Genomic DNA, 20,323 nt, shown 5'->3' on the forward strand with positions numbered 1-20,323 from the left:
CTCTCATGCAGGTTGTCGCCATGCGACGCTCTGCAGCGGCGCAAAGTTGCGCAGGAGGCCGACCTTCACGCAGCCAACGAAGTCCAGTGCCGCGGTGATCGCAATATCCGAAAGACCTTGTCGGCCGAACAGCGCCTTGGGCAGAGCCAATAAGATCGCCGCTGACAATGCCGCGGCGGGTGGAGCGCCCGTCGCGTTGCATGGAGGACTAGGATCATGACGCAGGAACATAGCAATCCTAAACGTTCCAGGCTTCGACTGCAGAGACAGCCAATTGTTGCCTTGGTCCAATGGAGCGCGGCGTATCCACCACGCTTCACAACACTTTCATCGCCACGGTACCGGTGAACGGACATGCGCAACACCTGCTCTTAAGGGCAATCATACGGACGCGACGACCCGCCTTTGGGGTAGATGCAAGCTCGGAGCTTAACCACAACATAGCCTTTGGGTGGAGAGAGGGTGCATTAGGCGTAGCTCAGCCCTCGCTAGGACAGGTTGACTGCTGACGTGGCCGGATGATTGCTTGAAAGCAGCGTAGCCACGCGGGCCGACACCTGTTGTTTGATCTCGCGATCAACAGTCGCTTGTCTGTTCAATTCGGTCGGAACGGATAATGAGAGTAGACAGCCTCAGAACTACCACTGGACCAACCCTCAGTTGGCGGGCCATCGAATGCTGGGGCGCCGGCATATCCCTTTTTCTTCAGACAGGCGCCCTTCTGCCGCTTATCCTGTTAGATGCGGACGGAACGCTCAGCGATTATGCCAAATCTATACTGCGTCTTCCTTGCCTTCCGGTATATGCGTTTACAATCGTAATTCTGATACGCAATTTTCCGCAATTTCTGACGGCGCTCAGGCGGAATCTGATTATTCCCCTGTTTCTTATCCTGCCGTTTTTGTCCACCCTGTGGTCAATAGGACCTTCATCGACCTTGAGGCGCGCAATCGGCCTTTTGTTTTGCGTGTTTCTTTCCTACGTCCTGGCGATACGTTTCACGCCAAGGCAGTTGCTGTTCCTGTTAATTATGACCTTGGGTGCCTGTATCGTCCTCAGTGTGGTTATCTCTGTCGTGTCACCAGCCCTCGCCACTATGCCGGATGGTGCTATGCGGGGCATCTTCATTCACAAGAACGTGCTGGGCTGGTACGCGGCGCTGATGATCTTGGTGGCGACCGCTGTGCTGATCGACGGGACTTTCGGCCTGCGGCGAACCGCATTCATTTTGTTGGCCTTGGGTATCATCTGCCTCGCGCGCTCCGGATCGATGACCGCAATCATTGCAACGTCAGTCGCGTTTTGCCTGATCGGCTTTTATTCCCTCCTGCAAAGAAGCAGCAGCATTGGCCGCGTCGTCATCGTCCTGTTTTTCATTCAGCTGTCTGTCGGCATTCTGATTTCACTTCACGAATTCCTGGTTCCGGCCCTTGAAGCGCTCGGTAAGGATGCGACTTTGACGGGCCGGGTGCCATTGTGGGAGCTGGTTGATCGCGAGATATCCGATCGTTGGTTGCTTGGGTATGGTTACCAGGCTTTCTGGACAGACGCGAACCCCGAAGCCACGCAGATATGGTTAAAGAGCGGATGGGCCGCGCCCCACGCCCATAATGGTTATCGCGATATCTTGTTGAGCTTTGGAATCGTAGGAATGATCCCGTTTGCTCTAATGCTTCCCCATGCAATCCGCCAAGGCGCGGTGCTTCATTGTCATGATGTGCAGTACGGGTGGCTCTGGCTCAATGTCCTGACAATCATGATCCTGGTGATGAATCTGACCGAGAGTATTTTTTTCGTTCAAAATGACGCCATCTTCATCCTGTTCACCACAGCCATCATCATGTTTTCGCTGTACGAGCCCGTCGTTTCGATCAGCGCTTCGCCATCTTGGCAGGCGTCTCGCGTGGCCTCATGAGCGGGTTGCAGACATTATGACGCGGCGTGTTGGACTGATCCTGAGCATCTTGCCTGTCATGCTCTTTGCGCAGCCCGGCAATCCGGCTCCAGCCGGGACAGAGGGAGTTGCGCCAGAGCGCCTGCAGATACTCCTCCAGGAAGCGACCTGCGCGGAAGCTTCTGCGACTTCGGCAGCCAAATTGAATGGGACTTCTTTACGCGGTGCATTGAGCAGCAGCACCGCGCGGACAATATTCTATGTTTCTCCCGATGGAAAAGACAGTTGGAGCGGCCTGCTTCCGACCGCAAATCAGCAGGGGAACGATGGCCCTTTCGCCAGTATCGAACGAGCCCGTGATGCTGCCCGCGAGAAAGGCGGTCCCGATATAATTGCGCTCCGTAAAGGCGATTACTACCTTACCCAGCCGATCGTCTTTGACGCCCGCGATACCGGTTTGATCCTCACGGCAAGATGCAATGAAGCGCCGGTTCTGCATGGAGGGCCACGCGTGGGCAACTGGGCGCGGCAGTCCGATGGCCGCTGGACGGCGCCGCTGACATTGCCGCCGGAGCAAGGCGTCGGTGACCTTTTCGTCAATCGGATACGGCAAACTCGGGCTCGATTTCCCAATGCTCCGGCTGATGGCGACCCCCGCAAGGGGTGGTTATTCGCGGCAAAGTGCGAACCTGCAATCGATATGTGGGAAGGAAACACGCGCTTTTGTTTCCGTGCCGGCGATCTTCCGGATGTGGGGAATGCGAGCGGGCTGGTCGTCGACATCGTTGGTGGGTATCAACCCGGAAGCCAGTGGGGCAATGATACGCTTCCGGTCGTATCCATCGATGGCGGCGGCCGGACCGTCCATACCAAAGGCACAAGTTATTTCTTTACCGCCGAAGGCAGCCGCTACTTCCTGACCGGCGCCAAGAGCTTGCTCGACGCGCCTGGAGAGTGGTGGCACGACGCTGCCGCGGGCCAGCTTCATTATACCCCGATCGATCAGTCGTTCCCCGATTCCGTCGTCGTTGCTGGCGTATTGCCGACATTCTTGAAGTTGGACGGGGCCAATGGGGTGGTTGTATCGGGGCTCGAGTTCAGAGACGGAGCGCCCCAAGGCAGCGGCAAATTTTTTACGGATACGAGAGGATTCGGCGCCATCCGAATCGAACACGCCGATGGTGTTAAAATCCTTGGCAACAATATCGAGAATGTCGGCGTCGGGATCCATGTGACGGAAAGCAAGGACGCGTTGATTGCCGGCAACGTGATCGCGGATGTGGCTGGCAACGGGATTTACGTCGGCACGAATTATGGCACCTTCGGCAAGTCGGACGGTGCCAGAATCCTTTCAAACTACATCCATGACATTGGAAAGATTTACATTGAGACAGCCGGTGTATGGTTCCAGGCTGCCGACAATGTCAGGATCGCCGACAACCTCATCGAGAACACCGCGCAGTTCGGGATCGCCGGCGGTTCACTGTGGGGTTCTAATGACGCGGTCTATAACGCCGTCATCGAGCACAATGTGGTCCGTAACGCCAACCAGCAGACTGCCGATGGCGGCGCCATCAAGATGATGGGCGAGCAAGCCGACCCCTTGAACAGCACCATCCGCTCCAATGTCGTGACCGGGACCGGCTACCTTATGAACAGGCCGGACGGGACGTTCTGGCCTCCCGGATACGAAAATACCAGCGAATGGCCCACTCCCATCAGCTGGGCGATCTACACGGATGGGAAGGCGAGCGGGATCCGCATCGAAGAAAATTCGCTCTCGGACAACATATCGGCGATCGGCATCAACGGCGGCTGGAGCAACTTGGTGACGGGAAACGTGATCACCGGCGGATCGGGTGCAGCCTTTCGCGTCGATGACGGAACCGGCAGAGGCTGGCACCCACCATGGGCCAAGCCAAATCGTATCGAGAACAATGTCGTGTCGATCGACAGTAGCAACGGGCTTGCGGCATACGTCCACGCTCCTGATCACGGGCCTGGATATGTGCAGTTCGCGGGTAACCGCTACATCGGCAATTTGAGCAACCAGAGCTTCCGAGTAGATCCGAGGATCATGCGGTCCGGAGAATATGGCAGTCTGGCGGATCTTCAGAAGGCCGGCGCGGACTCGGGAAGCGTGGTCGCGCCCGAGTAACAAGGGCGCCGCCACTAGCAGAATTCTGCGTCGATTAAGCCTGGCTATGGCAACTTGTACTGCCGATCAAGGATGGTTGCCTGGTGCCGGCAACTGACGAGTTGAGCGCGGCGATCGAACCGAAGGCTCGCCGGCCGGAGCTGTCATCTCCCCCTTCACCATGTTCTCTCTTCCCGGCTTTGTTAGTGCTCAAGCCTAACCATCTTTGCTCGCACGAAACGGTATCTTCTGCAGTTCCGTTAGGGTCAAACCGCAATTTCGGGGCCGCGTTCATCATAAGGAGCAACGTGGCAAGCTATGGGGTACACAGACTTACTTCAAATATTGTACGTCATCTCGGCGTAAGACGTAAACGACAAGTCTGTTCTACGTCCAATAGCTGGAGCGGCAAGTATGGAGGCAATCGGTCTGCCAGGATATTCTGATGACAGTTTCGGTCGCGAAAGCGCAGGTCATGAGAAAGCAATCAGCAGACAGCAGCCAAACTTCAGTTCTCCATCCGAAGGGCTCCTTGGGATGGACGAATGTCCTTGGTGTTCGCGTTTCGGCGGTCAATCTCAGAAGCGCGACCGGGCTTATTCAAACCGCGATTGAAGAAGGCAGGAAGGGATATGTGTGCGTTCGCGACGCGCACGGCATCGTCCGATGCCAGGACGATGCCGAACTTCGGTCGATACATAACCGGGCATTCCTCGTAACCCCTGACGGCATGCCGTTGGTGTGGGCACTGAAACGCGCCGGCCATTTGGAGAGCGACCGGGTCTACGGACCCGACCTGATGCTGTCTGTTTTCGACGCTGGCAGAGCCAAAGGCGTGCGCCATTTCCTCTATGGAGCGACAACCGAGACGCTGGATCGGTTGCAGGCACGCCTTCTCGCAAAATTCCCGGAAGCGCAGATAGTCGGCTCCTACGCACCACCGTTTCATCAATTGTCGCTGCAAGAAGAGACGGATATTGCAGACCGGATCAATCGGTCAGGCGCGGATATTATCTGGGTTGGTCTCAGCAGCCCCAAGCAGGAACTCTGGATGGCTCGCATGCGCGATCGTCTTGATGCATCGATGCTCATCGGTGTCGGAGCGGCTTTCGACTTCCACGCCGGCCTGAAACGACAGGCTCCCAGGATCATTCAAAGAAGCGGCTTCGAATGGGTGTTTCGCCTTCTATGCGAGCCGCGGCGGCTGTGGCGGCGCTATGCGCTGGTCGTGCCGACCTTCATCTCACTGACAGCATTCCAGAGACTGGGACTTCGGAAATTTCCGATCGAAGACGAGGTTTTTGGATCGACCGCGCCTAAAGCAGCAGCCGTAAAGGTGTAAAGCCATCATGTCCCTACTAGCGTCGATATCCGACCTGCCGAAGGCAATCACCTCAAATGATGTGGCCGCCACGCGAACGGGTCCGGCAAATTCTGTCCCGCCGCTGGCAAACGCCACGCCGGGCGCCGCGTTCAGCAGCGGGCTAAGGCTGAATATGCCAGCTCCACTCAAGCGCAGCATACCTCGGCTCGCTACGTCGTCATTGTTGGTCGCCGGCGACATTGCGGGTTATCTGATAGCCTATTTTCTTCTTCTGCCGTTTCTTCCCGACGGTTCGGAGAATATGGTGTTGGAGCGTGCTTTCGCCGTCGCTGCCCTGGCAACGATCATTCTCTATGCGTCGAACGCGCTCTATCCCGGCTATCGGCTCCATGACCACGAGCATCTGCGCCGCCGCACGACAGCGTCGGGCAAGGTCGCTGTCATCGCAGCGCTTGGAGCGATCCTTCTACCGGAAGGGACGCGACTGCTGCTTCCCATCTTCGGGCTTCTAGGCCTCGGGTTGATTGTTCAGCCTGCCATGCATGGGGTTGCCCGCGGTCTGTCGCGAAGACTTGGATTCTGGGGAGAGCGGGCGGTTATCATCGGTGGCCGCAACCGTATTCCCGCGCTCATGGCGTATTTCACAGATCATTGGCAGTACGGCATTCGCACCGAATCCTGCGCGCCTGATATTTTGGAACTGTCAGTTGATGACCGCCCATCGATTGCCTTGATCGCCGATGATACGGGCCCGCTAACCACCGAGTTGGCGACATTGCGTAAGAGCTTCGACGAGGTCATCCTGCTCTCCGACACGCCGAACCTCAAGATCACCGGATTGCGGCCGGCTGATATCGGCGGCGAGATCGGTGTTCGCCTGGCGAGCAGCGGGGGGGCGGCAAACTCGAACCTGGTACGTCGCGCCCTCGATCTGGCGATCGCCATTCCCGCGGTGCTGGTGCTTATGCCCATCATTCTCATTGCTGCTGCGGCGATCTATGCCATCGATCCGGGGCCGGTTTTCTTCAGGCACGCCAGGGAAGGTTTGTTTGGCAAGCCGGTTCACGTCCTGAAGCTCAGGACGATGTACAGAGATGCGGAACAACGCCTCGAAGCGTTGTTCCGAGACAATCCAGCCGCACAAGCAGAATGGTCCACTCACTTCAAGCTTCGGGAGGACCCGCGCGTTTTGCCGGTGATCGGACATCTCCTTCGCGCATCGAGCATCGATGAACTCCCGCAGCTGGTGAATATCATTGCAGGGGAAATGGCCCTGGTGGGACCCCGTCCGTTTCCGGAGTATCACCTCTCGGCGATGGATAGCGAATTTCGTGACAAGCGGCGTTCAGTAGTACCGGGGCTGACAGGCCTCTGGCAGATATCCGAACGAAGCGATGCGGATATCGAGCTGCAGCAGCAACTCGACGGCTTCTATATCGACAACCGGTCCCTGTGGTTCGACTGGCACATTCTTCTCAGCACAATTCCTGCGGTCCTGAAGGGCAAGGGAGCCTGCTGACCTGTTTCTCGTCCTGCGCGCAATCATCAACAATGGAGCACATCAATGCACGGACACAAGCGAGTTTTGGTTACCGGCGGCACTGGATTTCTGGGATCATTCCTGTGCGAAAGGCTTTTGCGAGAAGGCAATGACGTCCTCTGCGTGGATAATTACTACACCGGTTCGCGCGACAATGTTCTGCATCTTCTCGACGATCCTCGCTTTGAGGTGCTCCGTCATGACATTACCTTCCCGCTTTATGTGGAGGTCGACGAGATCTACAACCTTGCCTGTCCGGCATCTCCGGTCCACTATCAGCACGACCCCGTGCAGACGGTGAAGACCAATGTGCACGGGGCCATCAATATGCTCGGCCTGGCCAAACGCACCAAGGCGAAGATCTTCCAGGCATCGACGAGTGAAGTTTATGGCGATCCGGCCGTCCACCCCCAGCCCGAGGAGTATCGAGGCAGCGTCAATCCCATAGGTCCGCGGGCATGCTACGACGAAGGCAAGCGGTGCGCCGAGACGCTGTTCTTCGACTATCATCGCCAATATGGCGTGGAAATTCGGGTAGCGCGGATCTTCAATACCTACGGGCCGCGCATGCAGACCAATGACGGACGGGTCGTCTCCAACTTCATCGTTCAGGCGCTTCAAAACGAGCCGATCACCATCTTCGGCAACGGCACGCAGACGCGTTCATTTTGCTATGTAGACGATCTGATCGAGGGCTTCCTCCGCCTGATGGGTGCGCCGGCCGGTGTTACCGGTCCGATCAATCTCGGTAACCCAGGAGAATTCCAGGTCCGGGAATTGGCCGAAATGGTCATCGAGATGACGGGCTCGAAATCACGCATCGTTTACAATCCCTTGCCGATGGACGATCCGACGCAGCGCAAGCCCGATATTTCCCGCGCACAGCAGGACCTCGGCTGGCAACCGAAGGTGAACCTTCGTGAGGGGCTTGAGAGAACGATCGCTTACTTCGAGTGGAAGCTTTCTGGTGGATTAAAGAACAGGATTGGTGTCAACTCCTGGCAAGAGCCCTATCCACATCTGGCAGCTCCGAGCGTCGAAGTCACTGCTCCTGGAGCCATCCGATAGGGACATGAACAGCAAGGTTGATCATCGAAAACCGCGCCTCGTTTTTTTCCAATGGGACCACCAACCCAATGCGAACGCGGCCGGTTACCTGCTGCTGCACATGCAGCAGCAGGTCAAGTGCCTGGCAACACATTTCGATGTCGTCGTCGTTAACCGCGACTGCGATTATGCAGAGATATGCGACAGGTACGAACCGGATCTGACGCTGTTTGAAAGCGGTTATCGGTCGCACGGCTCACGTCGGATAAAAATCACCAACACCACTACCAATATCGCGGTCCCGAAGCTTGGCCTTCATAATGCCGACCCATGGTGCGATCGGCGCGCCGGCTTCCTTTCCGATATGGAGCAGTGGGGCATCGAGACCTATTTCGCAATCGCAACGATGACTCCAGAATACATGCCGGCGGTAAAGGAAAATCTGTTCGTCTGGCCAAATTTCATCGATCCCGAAGTCTACCACGACTATGGGCAGCAAAAGGTCATCCCGGTCACCCTCACAGGTCAGGCCTACGGTCTCTATCCCTGGCGACAGACGATTTTTCCGATCATCCGCGACCGTTATCCCTGCCTGGTCTCACCGCAACACGCCTATGAGAGCAAGCTGGCGTCCCGGCTCTTATCCGGAGAGGCCTATGCGCGCGCGCTTAACGCAAGCCTCATCGCCCCCACATGCGGCACCATGGGCGGCGAGGTCGTGCGCAAGCATTTTGAGATCCCCGGGGCAAAGTCCTGTCTCGTGGCGGAACGAACGGCAGCGGTGGAGGCGGCTGGCTTTGTCGACATGGAGAACTGTGTTTTTGTCGACAGCAGCAACGTGGTCGAGAAACTGGATTACCTTTTTGCTCATCCCGACGAAATACGGCGGATCACCGCAGCCGGTTACGACTTGGTCCATTCGTGTCATACATTGACCCACAGGCCGCAAATATATCAGTGGTTCATGCTCAGCAAAGGCCTGCAGGTCGGCGAAAAGATCATCCAATCCGGCCCCTTCGGCGAACTTGCGAAGGTAGGGCGTACCTCAATGCAACAGAGCGTCCATATCGTTGGGGAAGCGAGCGATCGCGCTTTGCTGAAGCAGGGGGACTTGCTCCTCGAGCAGGGCAGAGTGGAGGACGCCAAGCACTGCTACGAACGCTGCCTGGACTTTGTCTCCTACCTGCCCGAAGCGAAATTCCGCCTTGCCTTATGTGCATTGCAAGAGGGCGACGCCGATCGTGCCTCCGGCCTTCTGATAGACCTCGTAAAGGTAACGATGACAGACTATGGGGCGCCCGACCCGGATCCGGTCGAATGGGCTTATTTCCTGCTCGCTTTGATCTGCAGAGGCCAGCTTAAGCAGGCGTCCAAGCTGCAAGACTTTTATCCATCTCTATTTCACGACGAAATCAGGCGCGCGCACCTTGTCATCGCGCAACTCGGTGGTTCGGCTGATGCGGTTGTCCCGAGATCGGATGGCAGCGATCGGAAAAGCGTTCATCAGCTTCCCGATCGGACAGATTCCGAGTGGCTCGTGTGGTTCACCGATATTCTTGAGCGGTGTCAGCGGCCTGATCTTGCAAATGGTCTTCGGCTTGCCACCCTTGGGGGCAGCGCAGCCGGCGAGAACACGAAAGCTCCACACTTCGAAGCTGATGCCGGTTTGCGCCTGCGACTCTATTCAGGCATCGATGGTCTGATGGTGAAACTGCGCCTGAACGGCTTGCGGCCGAATGTGCCGCCTCTGCCGGAGTTCCGATATTTCTGGCACCTGGCGCGGGGTCTAGTTCCTCACTCGCAGAGAGGCTCTTTGCGCAAGATTCAAATGGCGCTTTCACGGCCTCCAAGGAACATCCGTAATTAACTAGCGAAAAATGTAGGTGTGGGTAGCGACACCTGGAAGGCGCGTGGGAAAGAACTCAACTGAGCCTATGCGCCACCCGATGACAATCCATGATGTCAGATTATCGACTCGGTGGCGCATTTTCCGTGCCGCCACCGAGATGTTTAGGAAAAAATGTGCTCGCAGTGCGTGGCACGATAGGAGCCCCGCCTGCCGCATCAGCACAGGCTGCTTGCCGTTGAGCCGCCCGAAAGATTATTCTGAAAAAGGTCGTTGAGCTTGAACACGACTTCCGTCCTGTTGGTGGCTTTAACCTTTTTCATGATGTTGCGGACATGCACCTTGACGGTGCTTTCTCGAAGATTGAGCTCATAGGCAATGATCTTGTTCGCCTTGCCGCGCCGCAGCGCCGCTACGACTTCGGCCTGACGATCGGTGAATATCCCCGCCAGCGGCTGGGCTGGCGAGCCGCTCGACTGCAGCAAGTGGCGCATAGCAAACAGAGCGCTTGCAGGCACAAAAAGTCCCCCTGCTACCGACAGTGCGATCAACTCCATGCAAACGCTAATGCTGACGGAGGCTGGTATGTAACCTTTGGCTCCGCAGTCGATCGCCCTAACGATCTGGGCGAAATCATCACTATCTGACAGGATGATCACGGGCGTCGAGACGAATTCGGACGAAAGGCTCTTGATCTGCTCCGAAACGGCAGGGTCGTCGACCATCTTGCCTCCGACATTCAAGAGAATTGCCGAAAGTGGGGGATATTCTTCGCGCTTCTGCTTCCACTCCTCAATCGATCCAAACGCCAGAATCTCGAAATCTGCCGTGTGGGCGGCCATGCATTGCGCGAGGCAATGCCGATCAAGTTCTCTCCTGTCGAGTATAACAAGTGAGTGCTTTGGACTTGCCGGTCGGGCAAGCGCCGCCGAGCCGTTTTCTATCTCTAGGGGAAGTGATATATTTTCCTGCCTATGGTTTATGTTTATTGAATCCAACGCCTTGTCCTCCCAGTCTTTTTCCACGCGGTACGCAAAGTCGAACGTGACATCCCCTCGCAAAAAAGGAGAGTTTGATTAACAAAAGTGCTAATTTATTACCACAATTCTGGGGTCGTTACACTAATTAATAGTGGTTACGCCTGCACCTTTGTTCCATGATTGGATATCAATAGATCAACTTTTGGAACTGATCAATATATTTCTAAGCAATTTGCATGGAGATATATGACATTACTATATATTTTCAATAAACTCACCAAACATATGCAATCGATGCCCCGTCTTTGATGTGAGGCAGGATCGTCCGCCGGCTAACGGCCTCTGCTGTCGAGCGATGGCCATAGACGATCGCGAGCCTCGTCATCCGATTTTCGTAAGCATATACGCCTTTTGGTGAATAAGCTTCGACGTATTGTTTCTTTACTAAGAGGGCGAAAACAATTCTCTTTGGAGGCAGAGAAATATTTGCTCTGTTGAAATGAAATCTTGCGCATTCATACGATTGTGACCGGTTTCAGCCAGATCAGGGCCTGTTTGAATAGGAACGAGCCGGCATGATTGCCTCGAACGTCAAGCTGGATGACAGCTGCGTTATTCACCATCGAGATCTTGTGAATCTCTACGGCTGCACGATTGGCGCGGGAACGCGCATCGGCACCTTCGTTGAAATCCAGAAAAACGTCACCGTCGGAAAAGACTGCAAGATCTCCAGCCATTCCTTCCTCTGCGAAGGCGTGACGCTGGAGGACGGCGTTTTTATCGGCCACGGGGTGATGTTCACCAATGACACTTACCCGCGCGCCGTCAATCCGGACGGCAGCCTGCAGACGGAGGCCGACTGGGTTGTCATTCCCACGCTGGTCAAGCGCCACGCGTCGATCGGCAGCAACGCTACCATTCTGCCTGGCGTGACCATCGGAGAGGCCGCGCAGGTCGGCGCCGGCGCTGTCGTAACGAAGGATGTGCCTGACGGCGCCATTGTTACCGGTGTTCCGGCCAGGATCACCGGTCACGTTCATGACCGGTCAGTAAACATGCAAGCGTTTGGAGGAATGCGATGATCGGCATTGCTGTTGTTGGATATGGATATTGGGGTCCAAACCTGGTCCGCAATATTTCGGAGGCGGGCGGCGCACAGCTCATTTCAGTCTGCGATCTCAATGTCGATCGGTTGGCGGCCGTGAAGAGCCGCTATCCGGCGGTAACGATCACCGATAATTTCGAGGAAGTCCTGCGTGATCCGAGAGTGGATGCAATCGCCATCGCGACGCCGGTCTCGACCCACTACAAGCTCGCAATGCAGGCCATGATGGCCGGAAAGCATGTCTTCGTCGAAAAACCGATGGCATCGACGACGGAGGAAGCATCCCGGATGGTCGAAGAGGCAGCGCGGCGACGCCTCGTGCTCGCCGTCGATCACACCTTCGTCCACACCGGCGCCGTCCGCAAAATGCGCGAACTGGTCGAAAGCGGCTTGGGCGACATGTATTACTATGACTCGGTTCGGGTTAATCTTGGGCTGTTCCAACATGATGTGAGCGTCATCTGGGATCTTGCCGTGCACGACCTGTCCATCCTGGACCATGTCCTGCAGGAAAGACCGGTGGCGGTCTCCGCGACGGGCATGAGCCATGTGCTCGGCGAACCCGAAAACATCGCCTATCTGACGCTCTTTTTCGAGAGCAAGCTCATCGCCCACATCCACGTCAATTGGCTGGCGCCGGTCAAGGTGCGCCGTACGCTGATCGGCGGCAGCAACAAGATGATCGTCTATGACGATCTGGAGCCCAGCGAAAAGATCAAGGTTTACGACAAGGGCATCACCATGTGCCCCAATTCCGATGCATATGGCGAGAAGGTCCATCAGATGCTGGTCGGCTACCGCAGCGGCGACATGTGGGCGCCCAAGCTCGATATGACCGAGGCGTTGAAACGCGAGCTCGATCACTTCGTCGATTGCATTGAGCAGAATACGCGGCCGATTACCGACGGCCAAGCCGGGCTGCGTGTCGTCCGCATCCTTGAAGCCGCAAGCCGGTCGCTCGCTCAGCGCGGTCGTATCATCGAGCTCGAAGAGGCGAGGCGCATTGCATGATTTCGTTCCTGGACCTCAAGGCACAGTATAATTCCATCAAGAGCGAAATCGACGCCGCGGTGCTCGGCGTCCTGGCTTCGGGGCAATACATACTGGGCGAAGAGGTCGCCCGCCTCGAGCAGGAATTCGCGGACTATTGCAATGTCAAACATGCGATCGCAGTCAATACCGGGACCAGCGCCCTGCATCTGTCGCTTCTCGCGGCCGGCGTCGGCCCCGGCGATGAAGTCATCACCGTGCCATTTACCTTCGTCGCGACCGTATCGGCGATCTGCTATGCGGGCGCACGGCCAGTATTCGTCGATGTCGAGCCGGTCACGCTGACGATGGATCCGGCTCAGCTCGAGGCAAAGATCACACCCCGCACCAAGGCCATCATTCCCGTCCATCTTTACGGGCAGATGGCCGATATGGATGCGATCCAAGCGATTGCCGACCACTACCGGATACCGATTATTGAGGACGCCTGCCAGGCGCATGGAGCGCAATACAAAGGTGCGCGCGCTGGCAGCCTCGGCGCATCGGGCTGCTTCAGCTTCTACCCGGGTAAAAACCTCGGAGCCTGCGGCGAGGGGGGCATCGTCGTGACCAACCGCGACGACCAGGCAAAAACAATGCGCATGCTACGCGACTGGGGCCAGGAGCAGCGTTATCATCATCTGCTGAAGGGCTTCAACTACCGCATGGATGCCATTCAAGGCGCGATCCTGCGGATCAAGCTCAGGCACCTTGAGGCCTGGACCGAGGCGCGGCGCGCTCATGCAGGCCGCTACTCGTCGCTGCTTGGGCGATCGACGCATTTAACGACGCCTGTCGAGAAAGCCGGCCGGCGCCACGTCTACCACGTCTATGCCATCAGAAGCCGCGATCGCGACGAGCTTCAGCGCGTGCTGAGCGCCGAGGGCATTCAGTCCGGGCTGCACTATCCGATCCCCGTCCATCTGCAGCAGGCCCATACCGATCTCGGTTACCGGGTCGGAGATTTCCCGGTCTCGGAGGCCGCCGCAAAAGAGGTTCTGTCGCTGCCGATTTATCCTGAGATGCCCGCGCGGCACGTCGATCAGGTGGCAGCTGCGTTGGAAGACGCTTATGTCAGTTGATCGTGCGGGCCAGACTCGGATCGTGCATGCGGTGCACGGCCGTCAAGAAAGACCGGCGGATCCGGCCTACCAAGCGGGGCTCGTCGAAGAACTCAGGCAATCTTATGGACGCGCCGGCCTAATCGAGCTCTACGGTCGCTTCGCGACGGGGGATGGTGTCGTCGACACCATGATGCGCAAAGCCATCTGGCAGGCGATAACGCGCAGCTGCGGCACGGGATTGCAGGTAGCAGGCGGCGCCGGCTTCAAACACCCGGAGACGTTCGAGATCGGCAACGGGGTGTTCATCGGGGCTCAGGCCTATATCCAGGGACGCTTCGACGGCCGATGCACGATCGGCGACAATGTCTGGATCGGACCGACGGCCTATTTCGACGCTCGCGATCTGGTGATCGAGGATTGCGTCGGGTGGGGACCTGGCGCCAAGGTGCTTGGCTCGAGCCACACGGCACTGCCGGTGGATGTCCCGATCATTCGTACGGATCTTGAAATCAGGCCGGTCCGCATCTGCGCGGAGGCCGATATAGGAACGAATGCGACCATTCTTCCCGGCGTGACGATCGGGAAGGGGGCGATCGTTGGAGCGGGAGCCGTCGTCGTCTCGGACGTCGAGCCCTTCTCGGTTGTCGCAGGGGTCCCTGCGAAATTTATTCGTTGGCGTTCGGAGAATGATCCGATGACGAACATGTCGCGTGAGGAAAGATCATGAAAAACAAACGGGTACTCATTACCGGCGGTGCCGGTCTGATCGGTTCGCATATTGCCGATCTTGTCGCATTGGAAAAACCTCGCGAGATCATCATCCTCGACAATTTCGTGCGCGGGCGCCGGGACAATCTCAGCTCGGCAATCGGCAGCGCGCCCCTTAACATCATCGACGGAGATATCCGCGACAGGGCACTGCTGGCGAAAGCCTTCGACGGCGTCGATATCGTCTTTCATCAGGCGGCCATCCGCATCACCCAATGCGCCGAAGAGCCACGACTGGCTTTCGAAGTCCTTGCCGAAGGCACGTTCAACGTTCTCGAAGCTGCCGTGAAAGCGGGAGTTTCGAAGGTCGTTGCCGCCTCTTCCGCCTCCGTACTGGGGCTTGCCGAAAGTTTTCCGACGACCGAAGAGCATCATCCCTACAACAACCGGACGATCTATGGCGCGGCAAAGACCTTCAACGAGGGATTGTTGCGCAGCTTCGCCGACATGTATGGTCTGCGCTATGTCGCGCTGCGTTATTTCAACGTCTACGGGCCGCGAATGGACGTTTACGGCGCCTACACCGAAGTGCTGATCCGCTGGATGGAACGCCTTGCAGCCGGAATGCCGCCGCTGATCTATGGAGACGGCAGCCAGACGATGGACTTCGTCGATGCACGCGACATCGCCCGGGCAAACGTGCTGGCGGCAAAGAATGACGTTACCGATGAGGTCTTCAACGTCGCGAGCGGCAGGGAAATAAGCTTGCTGCAACTCGCGCAGATGCTGAGCGACATCATGGGATCCTCACTCGAGCCGCAGCACAAAGAGGCGCGCGCGGTCAATGGCGTAACCCGTCGCCTTGCGGATATCAGCAAGGCCGAAAGACTTCTGGGTTTCAAGGCGGAAATCTCGATGGAGCAGGGGCTTCGTGACCTTGTCGCGTGGTGGCAGTCGAAGACTGCTGCGGCCGGAGGTCAAGCTGCATGAGCCCGTCATTATCCACAATCCCTGTCGCCAAACCCGTTCTCGGAGAGGAAGAGGCTGAGGCGGCGCGCCGCGTTATTCTATCGGGATGGGTGACCCAGGGGCCGGAAGTCGCGGCATTTGAGCAGGAATTCGCGGCATTTGTCGGCTCCGGGCACGCCTGTGCCGTTTCCAACTGCACAACGGCGCTTCATCTCGCCTTGATGGCAATCGGCGTCAACGCTGGCGATGAGGTCATCACGGTCAGCCATTCGTTCATCGCCACCGCGAATGCTGTTCGATACTGCGGTGCAGTGCCGGTCTTCGTCGACATCGAGGTCGATGGCTACAATGTCGACCCCAGCTTGATCGAAACGGCAATCACGCCCCGCACCAAGGCAATCCTGTGCGTGCATCAGCTCGGCATGCCTTGCGATCTCCGTTCGATTGTGGACATCGCCAGGAAATATTCGATGCCGGTTATCGAGGATGCGGCCTGTGCGACGGGAAGCGAAATCCTGTGGGAAGGCGGTTGGGAAAAGATTGGCAGACCGCATGGCGATATCGCCTGCTTCTCCTTCCATCCCCGAAAGGTCGTCACCACGGGTGATGGCGCTATGCTGACGACGGAGAACCCGGAATATGACCGAAAATTCCGGCTGTGGCGCCAGCATGGTATGAGCGTCACCGACGCAGTCCGCCACGGCTCTAAGCAGGTGATTTTTGAGGACTATGATGAGCTGGGCTACAACTACCGGATGACCGACCTCCAGGCCGCGGTGGGACGGGTGCAGTTGCGGCGGCTGCCGGAACTGATTGCGCAGCGGAGACGGCTTGCCTCGCAGTATTGCGAGGGACTGTCCATGATCCAAGGTCTGTCGATTCCCACCGAGCCGCGCTGGGCTCGAAGCAACTGGCAAAGTTTCTGCGTGAGACTGTCTGATGAAATCGACCAGCGGGCCGTCATGCAAGCGCTGCTCGATCAAGGAATATCGACGCGACGCGGTGTGATGAACATTCATCTGGAGGGAGCCTATTCCGGCCAAAACTCCCATCGCGCGGCCACCAGCCTGACGCGAAGCGTTTCGGCGCAGCAGCAAACCATCATCCTGCCGCTTTACGCCCAGATGACGGAGGTCGATATCGAAAGAGTCATCGAGGCATTGCGCCAGGCCGTTGCCGACTCCGGGCGCGTCGTCCGTCAGCCCGAGCAGGACGTCGTACCGGCCTGAAGCGAATGCCTGCCCGCGGCGGAATACAACATCACAAAGCGCGCATTGCCCAATGCGCGCTTTTTCTCATGCGGATTTCGTGATCCATCCTCTGACGATTGGGGGCATCGACTCCGGTGGAAGCAGCTCCACCAGCATGCGCAGCGAGTAAAGCCCGGTCACGATAATGGCGACGCAACCGATCACCGTCGCCGACCATGCCGGCAGGAGCAAAAAGGCCGAGACGACCAATCCCGATGCAGGAAGGAACAGAAGCGCGTGCCTGCGATTGGCGCGCGACCAGCGAAAACCGGTAAGCCGACGCACGATCACGTAAATCAGGATGCTGTGCCAGACGTAGAGGCCGAAGAACGCCGTGCCGGCTCCTGTCGTACCGAACTTTGATACGAAGAGCCACGCCAGCCCCACATGCACCAGCGTTGCTGCGACCTCCGTCCAGAAGAAGATCGTCTGCGCACCCTTCGCCAGCACGATGAAACCCATCGGCCAGGCGACGATCCTGAGCATCATTCCAAGGCAGATCCAGCGCAGAAGCTCCACGGCTCCATGAAACTCGGCCGAATAGAACAAGCTCATGACGAGCGGCGCCAAGGTCAGGGTGGCGATCAGGCCGGGGCCTGCCAGCAGCATGCTGATTTCCGCCTGCTCATTGACCAGCCGGTTGCACTCGGCATTGTTGTCCGCGGTTGCGGTTAAGCGCGGATAGAAATCCGTTCCCATCGCCTGAAGGATGAAACCGGCATACAGCCCCCCGAGCGCCCAGGCTGCCTGATACAATCCAGCCGCTACGATGCCGCCTTCATTCAGCACGATAAGGCGGATGGCATAGGCCGCGCCGAAGGTCAGGAGTCCGCTTGCCATGAAAGCGACGCCGAGCCTGAACAGAGCTTTGGCTTCCGAGCCAAACTGGTGCGCCGACATTGGCGGTGGGCGCGTGGATATTTGTTTGCTGTACCACCAGGTGGGAAGGACTGACACGGCCGCGATCGCCACGAGAGAGGGTACGATCGCCTGCTCGCCGAACAGATAGATCAGCGGGATGCTGATCATCGTGCCGAAGAGCCCCGAAAGCACGTTGATGCGGGCAAGATTTGCAATGCCCCGCAAGCCCTGGATCAACGCAGCCTGCCCGGCAGACACGATCCGAAAGAATATCGCTAGGGACAGCAGCACGATGCCGCCGGCTTGCTGGTAGTCGCCGAAGGTGAAATTCGACACCGGAAAGGCCAGCGCAGCAAGTAAAAGCCCGCCAAGCAACCCGAGCACCACCGAGATGCGCCTGAGCGCTGTCGCCGACCGCGCGATCTTCTCTTCGTCGCCGCCGCCCGCCGCCTCGGCGATTCGGCGCACACCGCTGCTGCTCACGCCCAGACCAGCTATTGCTTGGGCGATATCGAGGATTGCCGTGTAAAGGCCGAGAAGCCCCACGCCTTCAGGGCCGAGCAGAACGGCGAGCGCCTTGTTGCGAATGATGCTCAGGGCGACATTTACCAGCGAGGAACCACCCATCAGCATCGTCGACTTGAGGATTTGGGTATAAGTCTGACCGCTGGGTGGGATCATGCGCAAAGTCATCATTCAACCCTTGTCGCTCGGGTCAGGCCGGTCCCCATCAAGCGCCATTCCTTCGAGACAGGCGGCCTTAGCGCCTTGGCCGCGCTCAAACGTCCGCTGCAGCTGAATGAGAATAGGTGCTCGTCGAGGGTCACTGGCCGGCTCGATCTGCGAGCGCGGGGGCTTCTGATGATCGGCTCGAATTGGTCTGAAGCGAACTGTCCAAGATGCGAGGCTGAACGACCCTCACGACATCGCCCGGCGCCAGCGTCGTCGTTTCCGAGGCTTGGAACTGGTCGATTTGTCCTCCGTTCCGACGGGTCACGCTGAAGGTAAGCGGAAGGTCCTCGCCGAGGCTTTTAATGCCGTCATTTCCAAGGTCTTCGATGAGCAACTTCTGCGTTGTGTCGCGCTTCATCTTCATTTGATCGAGACTTGCGCGTTCGGACTGTGCTTCGATCGCCACTTCGCTCCGGCGTGCGTCGTAAAGTCCCTCGAGGTTCCGTGTCGTCTCGCTGATCGCCTGGCGGCCCCGCATGACGGCGGTGACAAGGTCGAGCTTGTCGGAGCGGTAAGTCGTCAGCAACCGTTCCAGATCCAACTGCCTCGACGAGACCGTCAGGCCCTTCTGAACTAGCGACTTGACGCTGAGCAACTGGTCCTCGACGGACTTGATATTGTCGTCTGCGCCCGTCAGTTTCTCTTCCAGCGTCGATATCTCAGTGGTCAAAAGATCGCGCAATTCGGTGAATGCTCTTGCCTGCCTCTCCAGCGCATTTGCGCGAGCCCTAAAGATAATCCTTTCCTCCTTGTATACCCCGGCGGCAAATTGCTGATCGGCGCCGGTCGCCTGATCGAAGGTAATCTCCTGCGCCCCATCCATCTCCGCCTGGAGCCGCGCCAATCTCGCGGTGCTGCGCAGGATCGAGTGATTGATTTCGCGCAATTCTCCTACGAGTTGGGTCGAATGCGTTTTCTCCTGATCTTTGGCGCGACGCGGCCCGCCGCTCATCGCCACGGATTGGAGGACGGTCAGTCCGGGGCGGAAGCTGTACTGCCCCGGGGTCGTTACGTCCCCCACGACGTAGATCGGCGGATATTCGAGAAGTTCGATGGTCACGGCAGGTGCCTGGGCCAGACCCATCTTTGCCTGAAGGCGCTTGCCGATCTCCTTGGTAAGACCCTCATTGTCCAGATTGCCGACCGCTAGCGACCCTAGGAATGGCAGGGAGACGATACCTGCATCGGAAACCGTATATTCGCCGCCGATCCCATCCCATCGTTCAAATTGCCCTTTCGAGGCTATCCATTGAACGACCGTCAGGCGAATCTTCGTTTGTGGCGCCAAGCTACCGGCGAGAGCTGGCGGTACAGCTCCGGCGAGGAAGACGAGTGCACTGATGACGGACATCGCGCGGAGGAACACGCGAGGGGCGCGGTGTGGTAGATTCATGTACATGTCTCGCCTGCAAAACATTCTTACACGGACGCTAATACAATACGTTTGAACGCTGCTTGACCACCGGACGCCAAGTCCGAGGCTACATCGCCAGTGTGCAGTCTGGCGAAGCCTTGAGGAAGGTGGAGGTCGTTTGTTTTGCCATATCAATATTGATGAGGTGGGAGGTACTTCCGCCTAAATCGAGTAGAAACGTATATCTTCGGCGCGACGCGAAGGTATTGACCGGAAAAATCAACAGGTTCTGCATGCAGGAATAGGCGCGCTCGCTTGGAGGGACCGCAACCCTGCCGGCAGAGGCTTTCTGGTCGGATCGTCGATTTCGCCGGATGACAAACGGCCTAGCCACCGCTGCGGCTTCGAAACTCGCGCGGGAGGGCGAATTGTCGCCCTCGTGCATCGCATTTAGCGCGTCCGCGACGCAACACGGCCCGTTTG

Annotated in this window: 15 protein-coding genes and 1 pseudogene; 12 read left to right on the forward strand and 4 right to left on the reverse strand. The window is 57.7% G+C overall.

Annotated features, from left to right (window positions below):
- Positions 1–3: 3 nt before the first annotated feature.
- Positions 4–150, reverse strand: coding sequence for a hypothetical protein (locus PYR71_RS08235; protein ID WP_275618946.1), 147 nt, complete (start codon positions 148–150; stop codon positions 4–6).
- Between the two features lie 466 nt (positions 151–616).
- Between PYR71_RS08235 and PYR71_RS08240 the strand changes: the two are divergent.
- The 6 genes and pseudogenes from PYR71_RS08240 (at position 617) to PYR71_RS08265 (ending at position 9,809) form a co-directional block, all read left to right on the forward strand.
- A pseudogene (locus PYR71_RS08240) lies at positions 617–1,935 on the forward strand (O-antigen ligase family protein).
- Positions 1,932–4,052, forward strand: coding sequence for a right-handed parallel beta-helix repeat-containing protein (locus PYR71_RS08245; protein ID WP_275618948.1), 2,121 nt, complete (start codon positions 1,932–1,934; stop codon positions 4,050–4,052). Before PYR71_RS08240 ends, PYR71_RS08245 begins: the two are co-directional and overlap by 4 nt.
- Before the next feature lie 454 nt (positions 4,053–4,506).
- On the forward strand, positions 4,507–5,373 hold the full coding sequence (locus tag PYR71_RS08250; protein WP_275619065.1) for a WecB/TagA/CpsF family glycosyltransferase: 867 nt from the start codon (positions 4,507–4,509) through the stop codon (positions 5,371–5,373).
- Between the two features lie 7 nt (positions 5,374–5,380).
- Positions 5,381–6,874 (forward strand): sugar transferase, encoded by a 1,494-nt coding sequence (locus tag PYR71_RS08255; protein WP_275618949.1) that lies wholly within the window; start codon positions 5,381–5,383, stop codon positions 6,872–6,874.
- 45 nt (positions 6,875–6,919) lie between these two features.
- Positions 6,920–7,963, forward strand: coding sequence for a UDP-glucuronic acid decarboxylase family protein (locus PYR71_RS08260; RefSeq protein ID WP_183916852.1), 1,044 nt, complete (start codon positions 6,920–6,922; stop codon positions 7,961–7,963).
- Between the two features lie 4 nt (positions 7,964–7,967).
- A complete protein-coding gene (locus PYR71_RS08265) occupies positions 7,968–9,809 on the forward strand; it encodes a glycosyltransferase family protein (RefSeq protein WP_275618950.1) in 1,842 nt (613 codons plus the stop codon).
- Between the two features lie 197 nt (positions 9,810–10,006).
- Here the strand turns inward: PYR71_RS08265 and PYR71_RS08270 are convergent, their stop codons facing one another.
- Complete coding sequence (locus PYR71_RS08270) at positions 10,007–10,786, reverse strand: response regulator transcription factor (RefSeq protein ID WP_275619066.1); 780 nt, start codon at positions 10,784–10,786, stop codon at positions 10,007–10,009.
- Between the two features lie 557 nt (positions 10,787–11,343).
- Between PYR71_RS08270 and PYR71_RS08275 the strand changes: the two genes are divergently transcribed.
- Genes PYR71_RS08275 through PYR71_RS08300 form a run of 6 tightly spaced genes read left to right on the forward strand, consistent with a single transcriptional unit; the run spans position 11,344 to position 16,872 of the window.
- Complete coding sequence (locus tag PYR71_RS08275; RefSeq protein ID WP_275618951.1) at positions 11,344–11,850, forward strand: acyltransferase; 507 nt, start codon at positions 11,344–11,346, stop codon at positions 11,848–11,850.
- The gene (locus tag PYR71_RS08280) at positions 11,847–12,884 is read left to right on the forward strand and encodes a Gfo/Idh/MocA family protein (protein ID WP_275618952.1); all 1,038 of its coding nucleotides are present in this window, start codon (positions 11,847–11,849) and stop codon (positions 12,882–12,884) included. The genes PYR71_RS08275 and PYR71_RS08280 overlap by 4 nt, the downstream gene beginning before the upstream one ends.
- Complete coding sequence (locus PYR71_RS08285; RefSeq protein WP_275618953.1) at positions 12,881–13,984, forward strand: DegT/DnrJ/EryC1/StrS family aminotransferase; 1,104 nt, start codon at positions 12,881–12,883, stop codon at positions 13,982–13,984. The genes PYR71_RS08280 and PYR71_RS08285 overlap by 4 nt, the downstream gene beginning before the upstream one ends.
- Positions 13,974–14,693 (forward strand): acyltransferase, encoded by a 720-nt coding sequence (locus PYR71_RS08290; RefSeq protein ID WP_275618954.1) that lies wholly within the window; start codon positions 13,974–13,976, stop codon positions 14,691–14,693. The genes PYR71_RS08285 and PYR71_RS08290 overlap by 11 nt, the downstream gene beginning before the upstream one ends.
- Positions 14,690–15,664, forward strand: coding sequence for an NAD-dependent epimerase/dehydratase family protein (locus PYR71_RS08295; RefSeq protein WP_275618955.1), 975 nt, complete (start codon positions 14,690–14,692; stop codon positions 15,662–15,664). The genes PYR71_RS08290 and PYR71_RS08295 overlap by 4 nt, the downstream gene beginning before the upstream one ends.
- Positions 15,661–16,872: a DegT/DnrJ/EryC1/StrS family aminotransferase gene (locus PYR71_RS08300; RefSeq protein WP_275618956.1), complete on the forward strand. Its 1,212-nt coding sequence runs from the start codon at positions 15,661–15,663 to the stop codon at positions 16,870–16,872. Before PYR71_RS08295 ends, PYR71_RS08300 begins: the two co-directional genes overlap by 4 nt.
- A 66-nt stretch (positions 16,873–16,938) precedes the next feature.
- Here the strand turns inward: PYR71_RS08300 and PYR71_RS08305 are convergent, their stop codons facing one another.
- Both PYR71_RS08305 and PYR71_RS08310 read right to left on the reverse strand, forming a co-directional pair.
- Complete coding sequence (locus PYR71_RS08305; RefSeq protein WP_275619067.1) at positions 16,939–18,447, reverse strand: O-antigen translocase; 1,509 nt, start codon at positions 18,445–18,447, stop codon at positions 16,939–16,941.
- A 130-nt stretch (positions 18,448–18,577) separates the two neighbouring features.
- A complete protein-coding gene (locus PYR71_RS08310; protein ID WP_275618957.1) occupies positions 18,578–19,885 on the reverse strand; it encodes a polysaccharide biosynthesis/export family protein in 1,308 nt (435 codons plus the stop codon).
- Positions 19,886–20,323: the final 438 nt, after the last annotated feature.

The sequence above is a fragment of the Rhizobium mulingense genome, assembly GCF_029194105.1.
Classification (GTDB): domain Bacteria; phylum Pseudomonadota; class Alphaproteobacteria; order Rhizobiales; family Rhizobiaceae; genus Rhizobium; species Rhizobium mulingense.